Below are 18,254 nucleotides of genomic sequence, written 5' to 3' on the forward strand. Positions count from 1 at the left end.
TCGGCCGGCGCTATTGCTGGCTAAACAGGGATTCGATTTTGCTGTTCATCTGCTCAACGGTGATCTGCCCCAGCAGCGCCTGCTGCATGTTGACCGGCCAGACGGTGTTGATGAAGTCAGAGAGCTGCGGCGTATTGGGGTAGTCGTGGGCGTCCGGCAGTGAGTTGACGGTGGCGTCGATAAAGCGCTGCGGATGGGTTTTCCACGTTTTGGTGTCGCTTTTGGTCACCGGCAGCTGCCCGGTGGCGCGGTTAAACTGCGCGTTGTTTTCATGGCTGGAGAGGAAGGCGATCCACTTCCACGTTGCCTCTTTATCGGCGGCGGTGGTGAAGATGGCGTTAGATTCCACGGCGATCGGCGCCCAGCGCTTTTCATTGCACGCCGGTAGCGGCACGGCGGAAACTTTATCGCCCAGCACCGCCACCAGATCGTTGGCCGAGCCGATATGGTGGATGGTCATCGCGGTTTTGCCCGCTTTAAATGCGCCGATCACGTCCTTGAAGCCGTCGGTGGTAGCGGAAGGGGGGAACTCACCGGCTTTGTAGGCGTCGACAATGCGCTGGCTTGCCTGCAGCACGGCCGGTTTGGTCAGCCCGCCCTTGCTGAATTCACCGCCGGCCGGCATCACCAATGGTGCCCACATATCCTGGCCGCCGACGCCGCCGCGGAATCCAAAACCGTAAATATCGGTTTTGCCGTCGCCGTTGGTATCCTGAGTGAGTTTCTTAATATCGGCATAAAACTCATCGCAGGTTTTTGGCGGCGTCAGTCCGGCCTTCTCGAAATAGTCGGTGCGGTAATAAAGATAGGAAACGATATATTGCACCGGCAGGTAATACTGCTTATCCATACCGCCGCGCGCGATATCCACCGTATTTTCCAGCAGGTCGTCTTTGCCGGACCACTTACTGATGTAAGCATCCAGCGGCTCAAGGGCTTCCATCTCGTGCAGGCGCGGCAGGGCGAAGCTTTTCACCATTGCCGCATCCGGCGCGTTGCCGCCCACCAGCGAGGTATAAAGATTATCGTAATAGCTGTTCCACGGAATATTCTCCGCGTCGATCTTAATTCCCGGGTTGGCCTTTTCGAATTTAGTAATTAAATCCGACATGGTGTTGTCGGCATTATCCAGGTGATACCAGTAGTGGACAGTGGCGGCCTGGCTGGCGGAAACCGACAGGCAAAGGGAGGCCGCTAACGTCAGCGATGACATTACTCGTTTCATTTCTTGTGCTCCTGATTATTTTATAAGTTTGCAGGATAGCTGTAGGGTTCAGTCGCGATTCAGCGCGTCAGGTGATGCCAGGCATGGGCCGCCTCCTTGTGTGCCGTCACTGCCGCGGGCAGGCGCAGGGTCATCTGCATAAAACCGTGGACCACGCCGGGGACGATGCTCAGGCGATCGTCGCGCCCCAGCGCGTGCAGGCGGGCGGCGAACAGCTCGCTGTCGCTGCACAGCGGATCGATTTCTGCCGCATTCAGCCACAGCGGTGGCAGCGCCTTCAGCGCCGCATCGCTGGCGTGCAGGGGGGCCGTCAGCGGCTGCCGGCGCGCCTGTGCATCCGGCTGATACCAGTGCCAGTAGCGCTGCATTTTTTCGCGGGTCAGCCCCGGGCCGCCGGCGAACTGTTGATAGGAGGCGGTAGTAAAATCCGCGCCGTACACGCCGTAAAACAGCAGGCCGCAGCAGGGGCGAACGGCGTCTTCCGGCAGGGAGAGCATCAGCGCCACGGCCAGATTGGCCCCGGCGCTGTCACCGGCCAGCCCCAGGCGCCGGCGGTCCAGATGCGGGAACAGCTTGCCGCTGCTGAGCTGCTGCCACAGGCGCTGCGTGTCCTCCAGCCCGGCGGGATAAGGGTGTTCCGGGGCCAGGCGGTAATCAAACAGAATGACCGGCACGCCGCTTTCGGCGGCCAGCACCCGCGCGCTGCGCTGGTGGCTGGCGGCGCTGCAAAACGCCCAGCCGCCGCCGTGAACGTAGACGATCGCCCCCGGCCCGGCGTTCTCCGGGGTGTACAGCGTACCGGTAATCGTCGGCTGCCCGGCTTCCTGCAGCGTAAACGGCGTTACCTGCGCCATCGGCGGCAACTGCTGATTCCAGCGCCGGTTGCCGCGCTCCGCCTGCGCCCGTCCCTCAGCGGGGGAGAGCGTGGTCGGGTCCGGCAGCCCGGCGTCTTCCTGCTGGAGTTCACGCAGCAGCGCGGCCATTTCCGCCGAAGGCACTCCGTTCAGGCTCACAGCAGTTTCCCCGCGTCCGGCTGGGTCAGGTCCGGCCCGAAATCTACGGCGGTACGGATATGGTGCGACAGGCAGGCGACCAGCGCCGCGCTGTCTCCGCCGTCGATGGCGTCGATCAGCAGGTGGTGGCGCTCGGCGCTGTCCAGCAGCCGCGAGGTATCGCCGCCGCCGCAGTGCAGAATTTTATACCGGTGGTTGTGCACCAGGCAGCGCTTGAGGATCGGCTCGACGTTGGGCAGCTGCGCGCAGCTGTAAAGCCGCAGGTGGAATGCGCGGTCGTAGCAGGAGAGCAGATACTCATCCCCGGCGCGGGCGGCGGCGATCATCGCCTCGATATCCTTCAGTAGCAGGGTGCGCAGCTGAGCGCGGGCATCCGCCGTCAGTTCCAGCACGCGCGATACGGCGCGGCACTCAATATCGTGGCGGATGTGGATCATTTCTATCGCCTCCTGTTCGGTGCAGGGCGAGATTTGGGTTCCCCGGTGCGGCTGACGATGAACCAGACCTTCCTGCTGGAGCGCCAGCAGCGCCTCGCGCACCGTGCTCTGGCTGTAGCCAAAGCGCTGCGCCAGATCCAGCTCCAGCACCACCGACATCGGCGGCAGGATGCCGAGTACGATCTGCTGCTGTAACAGCTCGAACAGCGCGCTGCTGCGGCGGCCGATATCGCTGATTTTTCCAGGAAGTGTGCTCAGGTTAAAAGTTTCAATCGCCATTTTTTATTAACACTTGTTTAACGTTATCGATAACGATATTTATACTTACGAACAAAAAACATGCAATGTACGGTTCTGAAAATGTGATCGACCCGGAAAAATAAAAATCGGGAGATGACTTACCTTCACTCTGCATGGTCGTCTGGAAGTCTGCGGTATCCCGGCCATGACCTGGAACGATGAGGCAACAACCATGGCAGTGATTTCACTGGAAAAAATTACCAAGCGTTACGAGCATATTCAGGCCATTCACGGTATCGATCTGCATATCGAAGACGGTGAATTCGTGGCTTTTGTCGGCCCGTCCGGCTGCGGAAAAAGCACCCTGCTGCGGATGATCGCCGGGCTGGAAGAGATCTCCGGCGGCCTGCTGCGCATCGGTGATGAGGTGGTGAACCACCTGGAACCGAGCGAAAGGGAGATTGCGATGGTGTTCCAGGATTACGCGCTCTATCCGCATATGACCATCGCGGAGAACATCGCTTTCGGCCTGAAAATGAAAAATAACGATCGTGAAGATACCCGCCAGCGGGTGGAAGAGATCGCCAAAATGCTACAGCTGAGCCATCTTCTGGCGCGTAAACCCGGGCAGCTCTCCGGCGGCCAGCGGCAGCGCGTGGCGATGGGCAGGGCGATTATCCGCCGCCCGCGCGCCTTCCTGTTCGATGAGCCGCTTTCCAACCTGGACGCCAAGCTGCGCGTGGATATGCGTATTCAAATCAAGCGGCTGCACGCGCTGCTGAAAACCACCACCATCTACGTGACCCACGATCAGGTGGAGGCGATGACGCTGGCGGACCGGGTGGTGATCCTGCGCGAGGGGCGCATCGAACAGGTGGGCACGCCGATGGAGGTGTATAACCATCCGGTGAACAAGTTTGTCGCCGAGTTTATCGGATCGCCGCAGATGAACATGCTGGAAGTGGAAGTGCAGCAGCTGACCGGCGGGCCGGTGCTGAAGTTTGGCCGCTGCGAGATCCCACTACGCTCGGTTGAGGCGGAGCACGGCACCCGGCTGCTGATGGGCATTCGCCCGGAACATCTGGAACCGCCGCGCTTTGGCGTACGCAGCGAGCGCATTCCGCTGCCGGCGCTGGCCGATGTGATTGAGCCGCTGGGTTCCGATACGCTGGCGCTGTGCCGCGTGGAGGAGCAGGAGCTGACCGCGCGCCTGACGCCGGGGCGCGTCAGCCAGCCGGGGGATTTTGTGGAACTGTCCATCGACCCCGCGCAGATCCATCTGTTTGACGATAACGGGGCGCTGGTGCCGTTTACTCACCTGGACGGCGGGCTGCACACCCCGTTCCTCTACAGCGCCGAGTACAGCCAGCAGCAGATCGCCCGGCACAGCTGAGCTAAATCAGCATCGGGATCAGCGACAGCAGATAGAGCAACAGGCCGATCGCGCCGCCGACCAGCGTGCCGTTAATGCGGATGCGCTGTAAATCGCGGCCGATATTCAGCTCCACCTGGTGCGACATATCGGCCGCGTCCCAGCTTTTGACCGTGTCGCTGATATGGCGGCTGAGGAAGTCGGAGAACTCCGGCGCCACGCCCGCCGCCGCCTCTTCCAGATGCTGGTTCAGCGAGCTGCGCAGGGTGGCATCCTGCATCAGCGTGTCGCCGAACCACTGCCCGGCGGCGCTGACCTTCGCATGCAGGCGGGAGTCCTCGCGGCTGAGATCCTCCTTCAGCCAGCCGCGCAGATCGCCCCACAGCTGGGCGATATAGCCGTTCAGCGCCTCGTCCTCTTTCAGGTAGCGCTTCACCTCTTCGGCCTTCTGCGCCATCTCCGGATCGGTTTTCAGCCGTACGATCAGCCGCTGCACCGCACGATTAAAGCCCTGGCGCAGCGCGTGGGTGGGATCGTTTTCGATCTCGCTGAGAATCGACTGCACTGCGCTGGCCGCCAGATCGGCACTCTTTTCCCCCAGCCATTCGCTGGGCAGCATTTTTTCCTTCAGCGGGTGCTCACGCTTAAGCCAGCGCACCACCTGCAGGGCGATAAATTCGTGGGTGCCGGGGCGGTTAATCAGCTGCAGCACCTGGGCGAGGGCGTCATCCAGCAGCTGCTGGTGGCGGTTATTTTTGGTCAGGCTTTCCAGGATCAGCGCCGACGACTGGCTGAGATCCACCTTGTCGATCGCCTTGTGGATCGCCTGGCGCATAAACTGCTGGATGCGCCGGTCGTCGGCCAGGTCGAGAAAGCCGCGCACCAGCTTCAGCAGATAGCCGCTGAGCCGCGCGGCGTTCTCCGCTTTACTCAGCCATTCGGCGACGATCCGCGCCGGATCGTGGCGGCGGATCAGCTCCAGCAGCGATCCGGTGTTGAGGAATTTATCCTGCACGAACAGCGCAAGGTTGTCGGCGATGCGATCCTTGTTACGCGGAATGATCGCCGTGTGGCGGCCGACCAGCGGGATTGGCACCCGGCGGAACAGCGCGCTGACCGCGAACCAGTCCGCCAGCGCGCCCACCATCGACGCCTCGGCCACCGCCTTCAGCCCGCTCACCCACAGGCTCGGCGGGTAGTACAGCGGCCAGATCAGCGTGGCGATAAACAGCAGCGCCGCGCCCCCCAGTAACAGCAGCGGCAGGCGCTTTGCCTGCCTCAGTTCATGTTCTTTATCCATAAGCTCCTTACTTCTTCCTGCCACCCATAATACTGCCCAGCACGCCGCGAATAATCTGATTGGTGATCTGCCGTGCGGCGCTTTTCGCCACGCTCTGCATCACCCCGTCGCGCTTGCCGCCGCGCGGCCCGGTGCTGCCGAACAGAATATCCTTCAGCCCGCCGAGAATGCCGTCATCCACCGCCACGCTGTTGCCTTTGGCCGGCGGTGCGCTGGCCCGATCGCTGGCCTCCTGCGCGCCCTGCTGCAGTTTTTCCCACGCGGATTCTCGGTCCAGCACTTCATCATACTTGCCCGAGAGCGGCGAGTGATTGATCAGACCGTTGCGTTCGTCGTCGGTGACCGGACCCATCCGCGATCCGGGGGCGATCACCATCGCACGCTGCACCACCGACGGGCTGCCTTTTTCATCGAGAAACGAGATCAGCGCTTCGCCGGTGCCCAGCTCCTGAATGGCGGTAACGGTATCGAAGGCGGGATTGGCGCGCATGGTGTCCGCCGCGGCCTTAACCGCTTTCTGATCCTTCGGCGTAAAGGCGCGCAGGGCGTGCTGCACGCGGTTACCGAGCTGGCCAAGCACCATATCGGGGATGTCCGCCGGGTTCTGCGACACAAACCAGACGCCGACGCCCTTCGAGCGAATCAGGCGGATCACCTGCTCAATTTTATCCAACAGCACCTGGGGCGCGTCGCTGAACAGCAGGTGCGCCTCATCGAAGAAGAACACCAGCTTCGGCTTGTCGAGATCGCCCGCTTCCGGCAGCTGCTCGTAAAGCTCAGACAGCAGCCACAGCAGGGTGGTGGCGTACAGCTTGGGCATCTGATAGAGCTTTTCGGCGGCTAAAATATTGATGATGCCGCGCCCGGCATCGTCGGTGCGCATCCAGTCGCGGATATCCAGCATCGGCTCGCCGAAGAAGTATTCCGCGCCCTGCTGCTCCAGCGCCAGCAGACCGCGCTGGATAGCCCCGACCGAGGCGCTGTTGATATTGCCGTACTGGCTCTGAAAAGCTTTGGCGTTCTCGCCGATGTACTGGGTCATCGCCCGCAGATCTTTAAAATCAAGCAGCAGCAGCCCCTGGTCATCGGCCACGCGGAAGATGATTTGCAGCACGCCGCTCTGCACTTCATTAAGGTTCAGCAGGCGCGCCAGCAGCAGCGGGCCGAGATCGCTGACCGTGGCCCGCACCGGATGGCCGCGCTCGCCGAAGATATCCCACAGCACCGCCGGATTGCTCTGCGGCTCCCAGTCGGTGACGCCGATTTTGGCCAGCCGCGCGCTGAGCTTTTCAGAGCTGACGCCGTCTTTCGCTATCCCGGTCAAATCGCCCTTCACATCCGCTAAAAACACCGGCACGCCGATGGCGGAGAAGCTTTCGGCAATTTTTTGCAGCGTGACGGTTTTCCCGGTGCCGGTTGCGCCGGTGATCAGCCCGTGGCGGTTGGCAAAGGCGGGCAGCAGATGCAGCAGGTGTTCAGGGGTTCGGGCAATCAGCAGCGGCTCGGTCATAGTCAGGTATCCATCTGGTTGAAAGGCGGGTGATTATCCTTCAAGCATAGCAGGCAGGGCCCGGCAGTTGTACGGCAAGTCCGTGCAGACGTTTTCACTGCCGCAATACGCGTAGACTTATGTAAATCAAGATTATCAATCGTAATACATCCAATAGCACAAATTACCATAGGCATAAAATGATAAGCGGACTAATTATCTGGGCTGGTTTATTCATCTGATAAGGGTAACGCTATGTCAATTAATGGAAAAGTGGTCCTGGTAACCGGCGCGGGTCAGGGGATTGGTCGTGGAATTGCATTACGACTGGCACGCGACGGGGCAGATATTGCACTGGTAGACCTGAACGACGACAAAATTAAGCTGGTGGCCGAAGAGGTGAAAGCCCTGGGTCGCCGTGCGATCACCATCAAAGCCGATATCAGCGTGCGCGAAGAAGTGTTCGCGGCGGTGAATGAGGCGGAGAAACAGCTCGGTGGCTTTGACGTGATCGTCAATAACGCCGGGATCAGCCAGACCAAAAACCTGCTTTCCGTCACCAGCAGGAAGTAGAAAAGATCTTCCAGATCAACGTGCAGGGCACGCTGTGGGGCATTCAGGCGGCGGCCAGCAAGTTTAAAGAGCGCAAGCAGAAGGGCAAAATCATCAACGCCTCTTCCATTGCCGGCCATGAAGGCTTTGCGCTGCTCGGCATCTACTCCGCCACCAAATTCAGCGTGCGCGCGCTGACCCAGGCTGCGGCGAAAGAGCTGGCGGCGTTCGGCATCACCGTTAACGCCTACTGCCCGGGCGTGGTCGGCACCGATATGTGGGTGGAGATCGATAAACGCATGTCCGAAGAGACCGGCGCGCCACTGGGGGCCACCTACGATAAATACGTTTCCGGCATCGCCCTTGGCCGCGCCGAAACCCCGGACGACGTGGCCGCGTTTGTCTCTTACCTGGCAGGCCCGGATTCTGACTATATGACCGGCCAGGCACCGCTGATCGACGGCGGTCTGGTATTCCGTTAATCCGCGGGCGCGGTTCGCCTTTCGGCAGCGCCTCCCCGGCGCTGCTTTGTTTGTGCTACAGCAGGTCCGGATCGCTGTAGTCGCGGTGCCACGTATAGCTGGTTAGCTGATCCTGATGGTAATCAACGTGGAAGCGGGCGCTCTCCCCGCCTGCGATGCCGCTGACGATACCTTCCTGTGCTGCGCCACTTTTATCCCGCCAGCTGGCGATTAACGCTGGCTGCCCGGCGCGCGGCTCGACCCGCAGCCATACCGCCGCCAGCACCTCGCTGCCCGCCACCTTGCGTCCGTCTGCCAGCTGCAGGCGGGTTTCCGCGCCGGGCTGCATCATCAGCGTGGTGAGCCAGAAGTTGCGGTCGCTCAGTTGGAAGAACTCACTCATCCGCGCCAGCCGCGCCAGAGTTAGTGGCTGCGCCTTCACTACCGCATCAACCAGTGCCGGATTGCCCACCACCTGCTGCGGTTGCTCCAGCGACTGCGAATATCGCTCCAGCGACAGCTGTATATACGGGCGCTGAGTGGCAAAATCGTCCAGCTTCAGCTGCAGGCCCGCGTCAATCTGCTGCGAGAGAAGCTGTGCGGCGGCGGGCACGTCCACCGGTATCGCCGACAACGCATGCATAATGCGCGCGAAGACGATCTCCTGATAGCCGCTCATCCACATCTCCTGCTTCTGGTGCTTCAGCTGGTCGAGCAGGCGGTCGATGTTTTCGCCGTCGGCGCCGCTATCGATCAGGTATTTGGCCAGCCTGATACGATAGCTGTCGTTTTTAAAGCTCTCCAGATGCTGCCTGGCGAACGCCTGCGCCTGACGGTCGTCGAACTTGCGCACGTTGTCGAAGGCATACATCAGAATGCCTTCATCGTTACGCCCGCTGGTATCATTGAGCAGCCCGCGCGATAGCGGCAGAAGAGCGCGCTCGTGTTGCATGGTGGCGAAAATTGCCGCGCGCTTGGCGTTGCTGTACTTCTCGTCACGGGCGATGGCGGCGAGCTGCTTACCGGTATCGTCGTCATAAACCCGGCCGAACATGCCGCGGCTTTTGATAATCAGATTCAGCGCGTCGCGGTACTGCGACTCATCGGTGGCAGGATTGACGATCAGCGCCATCAGCCGCTGCTCCTCCGCGGCGTTGAGTGTGACCCGGGCATAGCCGGAGCCGCTGCGTTCGCGGGCGTAGCGCAGGGTTAACGAGTCCAGCAGGGCACTGGTGCGCAGATCTTCCAGCGCCTTACGGCCGCCGCTGTTGTCATCCTCAAAGCGCAGCCAGTTGTGCACCGTATCGGTGTAGTAGGCGGTCAGCCGCTTATCGAGGCCGTTGTAGCCAATCAGGCCAGCGACGGTGACCAGCACCGCGAACGCGGCAACGCCCCACTGCAGCCAGAGGCGGGTTTTCTCCAGCACCTCCATCGAGCGGCTGATGGCTTTGTCGGTGATTTCCAGCTGAGCATTGTCGATTTTATCCTGTACCTGCTGCAGCAGCCGGCGATTCTCCTCGCGCAGTTGCTCCAGTTCGGCCTTGTGCTTCAGCACGTCCCGTTCCGCCAGCAGGGTGGTTAAATCCTTTTCCATGTCACCTCAATTGGTTAGATAAATTTACCGTTCTCTGACGAATAATGACGCGCTGCCACCGGGCTGTAAATACCCGATTGCCGCTGATGACGCCAGACGGAGGATGCGGTGCGGCCGACATCTGTGCTGTAACAGAGCATGCGCCATGCCCGGATTGGGATAACGCGCCAGGCGAGTTGGTTTCACCTGCACGGAGCGCCGCGACCAGTGCCAACGCAGTACATGCGTGGAAGAAAATTTTGTATGCTCACGATTGCCAGACGGGCCACAGACTCAGTAAGTTAGAAGGCTAACAATGAGGGAGGTGAATGATGGATGCAGCGGTATTATCGGTAGTCTCAATTGGTGCAGCGCTGGGGCTGGGCGCGATGAGCCCCGGCCCGAGCTTTATTCTGGTGGCGCGGACCGCAGTGGCGTCATCGCGCCGCGCGGGCATTGGTGCCGCATTAGGAATGGGAGCGGGAAGCTTCCTGTTCGCCATTATCGCCCTTGCCGGGCTGCACACGCTGCTGAGCGCCGTGCCGACCCTGTGGCTGGTGCTGAAAACCGCCGGTGGCCTCTACCTGCTGTGGATGGCGTATAAAATGTTCCGCGGCGCGCGCCAGCCCTTAGCGTTGGATCTGCCGGGCAGCAACGGTAAAACCGCCCGCCGGGCCTTCCTGACCGCGCTGACCACCCAGCTGAGCAATCCCAAAACCGCCGTGGTATTCAGCGGCGTATTTGCTGCACTGCTGCCGCAGCAGGTTTCCCTCAGCATGTATCTGGCGATCCCGCTGGTGGCGATGATGGTTGACGGACTGTGGTATCTGTTCGTGGCCTTCGCGCTGTCTTCTCGCGGCCCGCGTAATACCTATCTGCGCTTTAAAGCCCCGCTCGATCGCCTGGGCGGTGGGGTGATGGCGCTGCTCGGTATCCGGCTGATTGTGAAGTGATGGCGCTTCTGTGAAGTGATGGCACTGCCGGGCATTCGTTTTATTGTATTTTGACGGTATTGCCGGGAATCGGTGCGATCGTGAAGCGGTGCCTCTGCCCGGAATGGGCTGACGGTGAAGCGATCGAAGGCGGGGAGCGATCCTCCCCGCTGTGATTCAGCCAAGCGCGCGCACGATAAATCCGCTGACGCGGCGCAGCACTTCATCCTGATTGGTCTCATTAAAAATTTCATGCTGCGCACCGCTGTACAGCTCACGGTCAAAATCACTGCCGCGCAGCTTATTCAGCGTCTGCTGGCTCTCATTCAGCAGCACCAGCTTATCCCCCTCACCGTGCAGCCACAGCGTTGGCAGACTGCCGAAGCCCGGACCGTGATGGATGGTGCTCAGCATGTCGCACATCGCCCCCAGCGTGGCACGCTTAAACGGCCCGTGCCACACCAGCGGATCGGCCTGATATTTCGCGCCGACCTCGGGATCGCGCGACAGGGTGCGGATATCCAGCGGCGTATCGGGGATGTCTTCCAGCCCATACATATCGCTAATCTGCGTATGTTCACCCAGCAGCGGACCGGAGAGCACCAGCGCGCGCACCTCGTCGGCGAAGCGCTGTGCGTAACGGGTGGCGATCATCCCGCCCATCGAGTGGCCGACAATTACCAACGGCAGGTCGGGGAACTGCTGACGCACCGTGGCCACCGCCAGGTGCACATCGTCCACCACCGCGTCGTAATCCTCAATCAGCACCCGCTCTCCCTGCGACAGACCGTGGCCGAGATGATCCGGGCCAAACACGTAGCCGCCCAGCTGATTCAGCTTTGCGGCAACGTGATGATAGCGGCCCAGATGCTCGCCGTAGCCGTGAACCAGCAGCACCAGAAAACGCGGCTGCGTCACCGGCCAGTGATGCAGCGCGATATCGCCCAGATGACCAGAAAGGTGAGTTAAGTGGTAATCAGACATGACGTTGTCCTTATTATTTTCAGCCAGGGTAATCATCCTGACGGCTGAAGATGCGGCTGTCTTTGACTATTGATGCCGGATGCGATCGGCAGCAATAAAAAAGGGCCGCTTAGCGCAGCCCTGAAAAGAACGGGGAGGGGACAGCCTCTCCGCTTAACAAGCGTGGTTCATTAAGAGATAAACTTCCACCCCTGCTTCAACACTAAATCACAGGCTTTGGTTTTTACCTGCTTGCCGAGCTGCGTTTCGCCCAGCGATTTGAGGTTCACCTGCTGATTGTTGCCGGTGTTCAGCAGCCCCAGCAGCCCCTGCTGATAGTCGGTGGACTGCTGCTGCTTCTGCGTATCCTGCAGGCCCAGCTTGCCAAGCAGCTGTTCTTTCATGGAGGAAACGTTGTTATCCACCAGATTGTTCTTCATGCAGTACTGCAACACACCGGCGGCGTTAGTCATGGTCCCGGCGCTCAGCGACTGACTGCCGCCGTTCAGCAGCCCGGCCAGCGCCCCCAGCGAGGTGCCGCTCTGCGCGGTAGTATCTTTGGCGGTGCCGCTGCCGCTCTCTGAACTTTGCCCCAGCGCATTGGCGGCGGAGCTTAACTGATCCTGCCAGCTGGTGGCATTAGCTGCTGCGGAGAAAAGGGCGCCCGAAAGGGAAAGCGCCATGACCAGGTGGGTAACTTTCATCATGATTATGCCCTGTTAACGTTCTGTCATCATACCGGCCGCATGCAAACACGAACGCGACAATCGACTGTTCCGACTGCCAAAATACAGCCGAGTTCCGTGAACGCAACAGCAGCCGCAGTTAATGGCTAAGGATTGAGAGTAATCTGGGGCGGGACGGGAATTCGCATCGGGCTTCGCTGGATTTTTCAGCACTTGGTAACGATGGGTGAGGATTTGAGTTGCGTAAACAGGGGGTAACGGTATAATCGCCAACGTTTTCCGCATACCCTTCAGTGCCGAAGTGGCGAAATCGGTAGACGCAGTTGATTCAAAATCAACCGCCGCGAGGCGTGCCGGTTCGATTCCGGCCTTCGGCACCATAGATTGTTTGAGAACGTCAGTAACTGATATACAGTTACTGAAAAAAAGCCGAGAGGCTTTTTTTTTGCTCCAAATTCGTCCGGGCATATCCGTTGCAATCCGGGCATAGCTGGGGGCATCCTCACTTCGATAGAAAATGTGCCCCCAAGTAAAGCTTAATGCCCGCCAAGTCGAAACCGTAAATCCTAAAGAGAAAAACTATTAAATGGCCGACGGTGGCGGTTTGTATCTTGAGGTGTTTGCCAAAGGATCTAAATACTGGCGCATGAAGTACCGGCGTCCTGCTGACAAAAAAGAAGACCGTCTGGCGTTTGGTGTCTGGCCGACAGTCACGCTTGCTGAGGCTCGCGTTAAGCGTGAAGAAGCTAAAAAGCAGTTAGGGCAGGTGATAGACACCAAAGCAGAAAATAAAGAAGCTCAAGCCGAATCAGCAGAGGCATACTGATCTTACCCACGTGAAGTGGACACGTCCCTAAGCGAGGGTCTGGTTTTCGAACTGTTCCGGGCTGAGGCCGCCGCAGGCACTGTGACGGCGCCAGCGATTGTAATCACACTCGATATAATTAAACACCGTTGCCCGCATTATTTCACGGCTGGTAAAACGTTCTCCATGGATGCATTCCACCTTCAGCGAGTGGAAGAAGCTCTCCGCGCAGGCGTTATCATAGCAGTTCCCCCTGGCGCTCATGCTCCCGTGCAGATTATGCCGCTTCAGCAGCGCCTGATAGTCCGCTAAGCAGTATTGCCCGCCCCGATCCGTATGAACGATAACGTATTTTGGCCGCTTGCGCCGCCATAACGCCATCTGAAGCGCATCGCAGGCTAGGCTTGCCGTCACCCGTGATGACATCGACCAGCCGATAACGGCCCGCGATCAGAGGTCAATAATCACGGCCAGTACAGCCAGCCTTCATCCGTACGTAAGTACGTGATGTCTCCCGACCACTTCTGGTTCGGGCCGCTGGCGTTAAAATCCTGCTTCAGCAGGTTTTCTGATACCGGCAGACCGTGCTCACGGTAGCTGACAGGACTGAACCGACGAGAAGCTTTTTCCCGCAGACTCTGACGCCGCAGGCTGGAGGCTATCGTTTGTCAGACCCTGCGCACGCAGCCCTTCTGCCAGGCGAGGGGCTCCGTAGCGCTGTTTACTCAGGCTGAAGGCTTTACTGGCCAAGCTGTCGCAGTCTCTGTCGGAAGCGCTGGCGTGCACTGATAACCGTGCCACGGCTCCGCCATGCATACCAGCCGCTGCGGGCCACGCGCAGCACCCGGCACATAGCTTAAATTGAACTCAGCCTGATGGTTTTCGATGAAGACATACTTCATTTCAGGCGTTTCGCGAAGTATGTCGCGGCCTTTTGGAGAATGGCCAGCTCCTCGTCCTTTTCAGCCAGCTGGCGTTTGAGGCGAGCAATCTCAGCGGCCTGTTCGCTCTCGCGCTCAGGGGACGTTGCCTTATTTTGCTGTTTGCTGCGCCAGTTGTAGAGCTGTGATTCGTACAGGCTGAGCTCGCGAGCTGCAGCGGCCACGCCGATATGTTCATCAAGCTCGATGGCTTCCTGGCCGAACTCTGGCGTGTGTTGTTTACGGGGCTTTTTGGTCGCTGTTGGTTTTGTCATATGAGTCACCTCTGGTGAAGAGTTTACTCACTTAGCCGCGTGTCCACTATTGCTGGGTAAGATCATTAAGCGCAGCGCTGACCCGCTGGTTGATTTCTGCGGTTATCTGTCACAGCTGAGTACGCCAAACGGGATGTTTATTGGTAATGCTAACATCAGGCCGATTAATCCACGTCGCTAACTCTATCACGCCTACCTGTCGTCTATGGAGGCCAGAGGGCATCGCATCCGATGAGCCTGACTGGTTTCGTGCTTGCTGTGTCACAGACATTGAAGGAGTTTGAGATTGAGCTGCTGAAGCGTAAGACTAATAGCGGTATGCAGACCTATCTCACGCTGCACGAGGACTGTGAAGCGGACTGGCTTCCCCGCTGCGATGCATAAGGAAATCATTAACACTGCACTGATTCAGGCCGGTTTTTTCTCGTCTGAAGTTATATTCGTTAAGATTTTTATGAAGAAATTTATCATGTTAAAAAGTTGTGATGGTTAATTAAGTGATCTTGATCACAGTTCAATTTATCGACAATTTATAAATTAGATTACAGAACTGATACGACAATGGTGACTAAATGAATCACGTTGATAAGTTGCAGATCAAACCTTTCCTTTCCATCCTTTTAGGAACTTGTGAAGGAAAAAGTAGTGCTACTGAAATCCATTCTGTTATCGTCAAAATTATTGAGACGGAAGGTAGGAAGGAGCAAAGTGTTGTATTGAATGAGACACACGAGGATTCATCAGGCGAAGCTAAAATATTTTATACACATTACCAAGTTTTGAAAACTCCAAGTTGGTTCAAAGGTAATTTTCTTACGGATGAAGAGAATCATGTATTTATTACTATATGTCTAAATAAAACATTTGCGTTTTATACTTCAGAGAAAGGTATGAAGGATGAAATTAGGACTCATTTTTTCACGACCTTGCTTCCTGATCTTCAAGTTATAAATATAGAACACCTTAATTATCTTTTTATTAATGAAGATAAGATTAAAATGCTATGGCTACTAGGGATACATGGAAGGGAGAGTTTCAAGGCCGATTCAAAAATATTGGGAGGGGAGAGTGTTGCCGAAACTTTGAATCCACTTGAAGACCAGTCTTTTGCTATGTCGGCTGTTCGAACCTCACTAGATGGAACAGAAACCACTATAGGTTTAAATCCTTATAAGTCTTCACTATGGCGGGGGCCTTGTAAAGATTGGGATACATTTGAGAATAGAGTTGTCGAAATCATAGATAGAATAGATAAAAATAAAGAAAAAGTTGAGAATCCTATAAGCATTTTGGCGATTCCCGTATCAGAGATAAAAGATCTAAAAGGACTTTATGACTTAACATTTCTTGAGCCTGAATTTCATAGTAACGGGTTGAGTGAACCCAAAAAAGATAGATTGCAAAAAATTCGTGATAACTATACTCACAAGGTATTGGATACTATAAATTCATCCTCGGTCAATTTAGAAGTATTCAAAGAAGGTATAAGCATCGGGAATATCAAAGTCACTCCTATTGTTAAAGATTATGAAATAGAATTTAAACACATTGAATTACATGAAAAGAAAGGAAAAAGGAAAGAGCTCGATTACTTTTCTAAAATATTTAATTACCCAGAGTTAATAAAGTGCTGGTATGAATCAGGGCATGCTATTGTTAATGCTCGTGCCTTTAAAACAGAATATCGGGATGTTTCTTACAATAATTTCATCTGGGCAGATTTTGAAGGTTTTGATATTTTGAAAGAAAAGCCTGAGCATGAAGGTATTGTAGCTCTAAGTAAAATAGGTACTCAGAAATCACTTTTTTGCTGGATAAAGCACAACTGGAGTGGCCTCTGGGATACTCATGAAAATTTTCTTACTACCGATAAACCGTCGTGGTGGCTGTTATGTGACGATGGTGCTGGAGAGAAAGCTGATTTTATACATGTTGTCGAATACAACGGGAAAATATATATTTCATTAATACATATTAAAGCAGCAAATTCTAATAGCTCGGATCGGAGGGTTTCAGTTGGTGCTCATGATATAGTATTAAATCAAGCAATTAAAAACTTAAGGTATATAAATAGGAAAAAACTTGTTCAAGATTTAAAAGAACGCGCTGGAAGTTCAAATATGAAATATTGCTGGAATGATAATAAAAAAAGTGATCACGCTTCATTTTTAAGCACAATAGAGTCATTTGAAAAAAACAGCCAGATAAAATTTAGAGTGATAGTCGTACAGCCTCATACAATGAAAAGTTATCATGCTAAAAATGTGCAATCTAATGTGAGAAAACAGCTGGATGTACTACTTGTCAGTGCGGAGTCGGCGATTAAGGCATCAGGAGCTGATTTTTTTATAATTGGTCATGATGATGAAGTTCGGAAATCATATAGCATAATGAAATGAAAAATTTAGGTTGTTAAATTGAGTGGCCAGAATTTGTTAAGTTTTTTTAAATACCTTGTCGGCTTTGAAACGTAGGTTAGAAATATAATTTTTATTCCTTCTGCATACTCAACAGGTACTAAATCTCAAAAATGAAAATTACGAATTTTAAGTAACTAGCGATATTATGTGGTTTATCAAGAAATATTACCATTCCGTTATTGTCGCATAAAATTGACTGAGGTCGCCTCAGCACCAGCATCGATGCGCTTCCACATGACGAACAATGTCAAGCGGAGCAGTCTGGAGTTGAGTGAAGCCTGTGAGGCTGACCTGCTGTTTTGATGGAATGTCTAAACCCCCGGCTCTCCACATCTGCTTAGCCACTTTTCTAAATGTTTGAACGTGAATAGTGTTCGCCTAGCGCAAAGAATATTCAATGAAGTGATTAACGCCTGATGCACTGATATTAACAAGTGAAAACTGAATTTTAACTGTATGAAAACTATTCCGTAGAATCTTTTTATCATTATTGCTACATTTTAGAGTCAATAGTTCCTGTAAGGGGCTGAGCACGGAGCCGAATCGAGAAAATAATTGTTTAAGTGATATTTGGATTTTTTTAAAGTTTATAACACTCTGTTTTATTAAAGTTGTAGATATTTATGGGGGCGTAAATGAGGATATATGATGCACCTCTTAATCAAAAGCATTGTAAAAACATTATCTTGGTTTAATTTTCGAGCCCGCCCTTCTAACCAGTCAAGAATAAATTCTTAAAAATAGAGAGTTAACGAAAATATTCCGCCTTTCTAGCCTGTGTTTTTGCTTATATAACATCACCAATGATTGCTCTGTGTTTGGTAGTGGATTTTGGGATATTATCACTCAGTGGCAGATAGTTTCCCGGCTCAACCCTGTAAAAAAGTGAACAGTCAGCACTGACGGCTCAATTTTATGTCGCTGGTCTTTTCGTTGCGATTTTCCTTTGAAGCCGAAAGACGCCGCCAGCGTCTCTAATACTTTTCCCATACCCCTTGTCAATTTGGCTCGCGCTTCGTGGGGCGCATCTATGATGCTACACGACGAGACTACATTGCAGGGAACAAACAGGCGTAATGTTGGGAAGACTAACCGGATCGGAAAAGAGTCCTGCTCTGCCACGGTTTCAGCCACCGGATTACAACGGCTACCTGTTAAGAAACCACGACAAGGCATTATCTTCCCTGCGTAGGGACATACTTACTGCTGCGGGTGCCTCTCCTTTATATTCCCAACACGGCACGTAAAGGTCACTTATTGCCTTCGGCAGCATTTGGGAGGGTATTTAGGCAACTGGATTTCTGACTGCGATTTTTTGTAGCCTGCTTTTGTGGTCCACCAACGGGCTAATTTGGAGGCAATCATGGTGGAGAATGCAGCAGTAACCAAACGCAACAACAGTAAGATCCATGCTCGTAAGTTTCTGGCGACGCCGGAAGATCGGGCCTGGCTTGAACGGAAGAAGGCAGAAGAGGCTGAGTTGAAAATGGTCGCGAAGGCCAGGAAATTTATCTGAGTTGCGCTAACTACATAGGAGATATGATGATCCTTCGCCTGCCAGACTATTTTTTTCCTGCTGCGATTGGACGCG

The 18,254-nt window shown here is 55.2% G+C and carries 12 protein-coding genes, 1 tRNA gene and 4 pseudogenes; 8 read left to right on the plus strand and 9 right to left on the minus strand.

Translation table 11 applies throughout. The annotated features are described in order from the left end of the window. Positions 1-10: 10 nt before the first annotated feature. From EC836_RS19560 to EC836_RS19570, 3 genes are read right to left on the minus strand one after another with little or no spacing between them, the layout of a single operon-like run. On the minus strand, positions 11-1,225 hold the full coding sequence (locus tag EC836_RS19560; protein ID WP_123336212.1) for an ABC transporter substrate-binding protein: 1,215 nt from the start codon (positions 1,223-1,225) through the stop codon (positions 11-13). Positions 1,226-1,284: 59 nt separating this feature from the next. After that, the gene (locus EC836_RS19565; RefSeq protein WP_199735244.1) at positions 1,285-2,238 is read right to left on the minus strand and encodes an alpha/beta hydrolase; all 954 of its coding nucleotides are present in this window, start codon (positions 2,236-2,238) and stop codon (positions 1,285-1,287) included. Beyond that, the gene (locus tag EC836_RS19570) at positions 2,235-2,954 is read right to left on the minus strand and encodes a GntR family transcriptional regulator (RefSeq protein WP_123336215.1); all 720 of its coding nucleotides are present in this window, start codon (positions 2,952-2,954) and stop codon (positions 2,235-2,237) included. The genes EC836_RS19565 and EC836_RS19570 overlap by 4 nt, the downstream gene beginning before the upstream one ends. Before the next feature lie 193 nt (positions 2,955-3,147). Here EC836_RS19570 and EC836_RS19575 point away from each other — a divergent pair, with 193 nt between their 5' ends. Continuing rightward, the gene (locus EC836_RS19575; RefSeq protein ID WP_105593113.1) at positions 3,148-4,308 is read left to right on the plus strand and encodes an ABC transporter ATP-binding protein; all 1,161 of its coding nucleotides are present in this window, start codon (positions 3,148-3,150) and stop codon (positions 4,306-4,308) included. A gap of 1 nt (position 4,309) precedes the next feature. Here EC836_RS19575 and EC836_RS19580 read toward each other — a convergent pair whose 3' ends face one another. Next, on the minus strand, positions 4,310-5,587 hold the full coding sequence (locus EC836_RS19580; protein WP_123336217.1) for a DUF445 domain-containing protein: 1,278 nt from the start codon (positions 5,585-5,587) through the stop codon (positions 4,310-4,312). Between the two features lie 7 nt (positions 5,588-5,594). Then, positions 5,595-7,097, minus strand: coding sequence for a helicase HerA-like C-terminal domain-containing protein (locus tag EC836_RS19585; protein ID WP_123336219.1), 1,503 nt, complete (start codon positions 7,095-7,097; stop codon positions 5,595-5,597). A gap of 234 nt (positions 7,098-7,331) precedes the next feature. Between EC836_RS19585 and EC836_RS19590 the strand changes: the two are divergent. Further along, positions 7,332-8,110: pseudogene (locus EC836_RS19590) on the plus strand (acetoin reductase). Between the two features lie 55 nt (positions 8,111-8,165). Here the strand turns inward: EC836_RS19590 and EC836_RS19595 are convergent. Further along, on the minus strand, positions 8,166-9,683 hold the full coding sequence (locus EC836_RS19595) for a hypothetical protein (RefSeq protein WP_123336221.1): 1,518 nt from the start codon (positions 9,681-9,683) through the stop codon (positions 8,166-8,168). A 311-nt stretch (positions 9,684-9,994) separates the two neighbouring features. Between EC836_RS19595 and EC836_RS19600 the strand changes: the two genes are divergently transcribed. Beyond that, on the plus strand, positions 9,995-10,615 hold the full coding sequence (locus EC836_RS19600; RefSeq protein WP_105593114.1) for a LysE family translocator: 621 nt from the start codon (positions 9,995-9,997) through the stop codon (positions 10,613-10,615). Between the two features lie 156 nt (positions 10,616-10,771). Here the strand turns inward: EC836_RS19600 and EC836_RS19605 are convergent, their stop codons facing one another. Further along, positions 10,772-11,578 (minus strand): alpha/beta hydrolase, encoded by an 807-nt coding sequence (locus EC836_RS19605; protein WP_123336488.1) that lies wholly within the window; start codon positions 11,576-11,578, stop codon positions 10,772-10,774. 170 nt (positions 11,579-11,748) lie between these two features. Beyond that, positions 11,749-12,264, minus strand: coding sequence for a DUF2501 domain-containing protein (locus EC836_RS19610; RefSeq protein ID WP_123336224.1), 516 nt, complete (start codon positions 12,262-12,264; stop codon positions 11,749-11,751). Between the two features lie 274 nt (positions 12,265-12,538). On the opposite strand from EC836_RS19610, the gene EC836_RS19615 reads away from it, so the two are divergent. After that, positions 12,539-12,623, plus strand: a tRNA-Leu gene (locus EC836_RS19615). Between the two features lie 206 nt (positions 12,624-12,829). Beyond that, positions 12,830-13,066, plus strand: a pseudogene (locus EC836_RS19620) (Arm DNA-binding domain-containing protein); the annotation flags it as partial. 30 nt (positions 13,067-13,096) lie between these two features. On the opposite strand, the pseudogene EC836_RS19625 reads toward EC836_RS19620, so the two are convergent. Beyond that, a pseudogene (locus EC836_RS19625) lies at positions 13,097-14,243 on the minus strand (IS3 family transposase). 64 nt (positions 14,244-14,307) lie between these two features. On the opposite strand from EC836_RS19625, the pseudogene EC836_RS19630 reads away from it, so the two are divergent. The 3 genes and pseudogenes from EC836_RS19630 to EC836_RS24875 all read left to right on the plus strand — a co-directional run. Further along, positions 14,308-14,627 (plus strand): annotated as a pseudogene (locus EC836_RS19630) (winged helix-turn-helix domain-containing protein); the annotation flags it as partial. A 188-nt stretch (positions 14,628-14,815) separates the two neighbouring features. After that, positions 14,816-16,642 carry a hypothetical protein gene (locus EC836_RS19635; protein WP_123336226.1) on the plus strand — a complete coding sequence of 609 codons (1,827 nt, stop codon included), beginning with the start codon at positions 14,816-14,818 and terminating at the stop codon, positions 16,640-16,642. A 1,384-nt stretch (positions 16,643-18,026) separates the two neighbouring features. After that, complete coding sequence (locus tag EC836_RS24875; RefSeq protein WP_199735245.1) at positions 18,027-18,179, plus strand: hypothetical protein; 153 nt, start codon at positions 18,027-18,029, stop codon at positions 18,177-18,179. The last annotated feature ends 75 nt before the right edge of the window (positions 18,180-18,254 follow it).

Origin of the sequence: Erwinia sp. JUb26, assembly GCF_003751505.1 — a bacterium.
Lineage (GTDB): Bacteria > Pseudomonadota > Gammaproteobacteria > Enterobacterales > Enterobacteriaceae > Erwinia.

Bases quoted from the DNA above. Each gene is read 5' to 3' on its own strand.
- EC836_RS19560 (WP_123336212.1), bottom strand. From the start codon at position 1,225: ATGAAACGAGTAATGTCATCGCTGACGTTAGCGGCCTCCCTTTGCCTG.
- EC836_RS19570 (WP_123336215.1), bottom strand. From the start codon at position 2,954: ATGGCGATTGAAACTTTTAACCTGAGCACACTTCCTGGAAAAATCAGC.
- EC836_RS19575 (WP_105593113.1), top strand. From the start codon at position 3,148: ATGGCAGTGATTTCACTGGAAAAAATTACCAAGCGTTACGAGCATATT.
- EC836_RS19580 (WP_123336217.1), bottom strand. From the start codon at position 5,587: ATGGATAAAGAACATGAACTGAGGCAGGCAAAGCGCCTGCCGCTGCTG.
- EC836_RS19585 (WP_123336219.1), bottom strand. From the start codon at position 7,097: ATGACCGAGCCGCTGCTGATTGCCCGAACCCCTGAACACCTGCTGCAT.
- EC836_RS19595 (WP_123336221.1), bottom strand. From the start codon at position 9,683: ATGGAAAAGGATTTAACCACCCTGCTGGCGGAACGGGACGTGCTGAAG.
- EC836_RS19600 (WP_105593114.1), top strand. From the start codon at position 9,995: ATGGATGCAGCGGTATTATCGGTAGTCTCAATTGGTGCAGCGCTGGGG.
- EC836_RS19605 (WP_123336488.1), bottom strand. From the start codon at position 11,578: ATGTCTGATTACCACTTAACTCACCTTTCTGGTCATCTGGGCGATATC.
- EC836_RS19610 (WP_123336224.1), bottom strand. From the start codon at position 12,264: ATGATGAAAGTTACCCACCTGGTCATGGCGCTTTCCCTTTCGGGCGCC.
- EC836_RS19635 (WP_123336226.1), top strand. From the start codon at position 14,816: ATGAATCACGTTGATAAGTTGCAGATCAAACCTTTCCTTTCCATCCTT.
- EC836_RS24875 (WP_199735245.1), top strand. From the start codon at position 18,027: ATGGTGGAGAATGCAGCAGTAACCAAACGCAACAACAGTAAGATCCAT.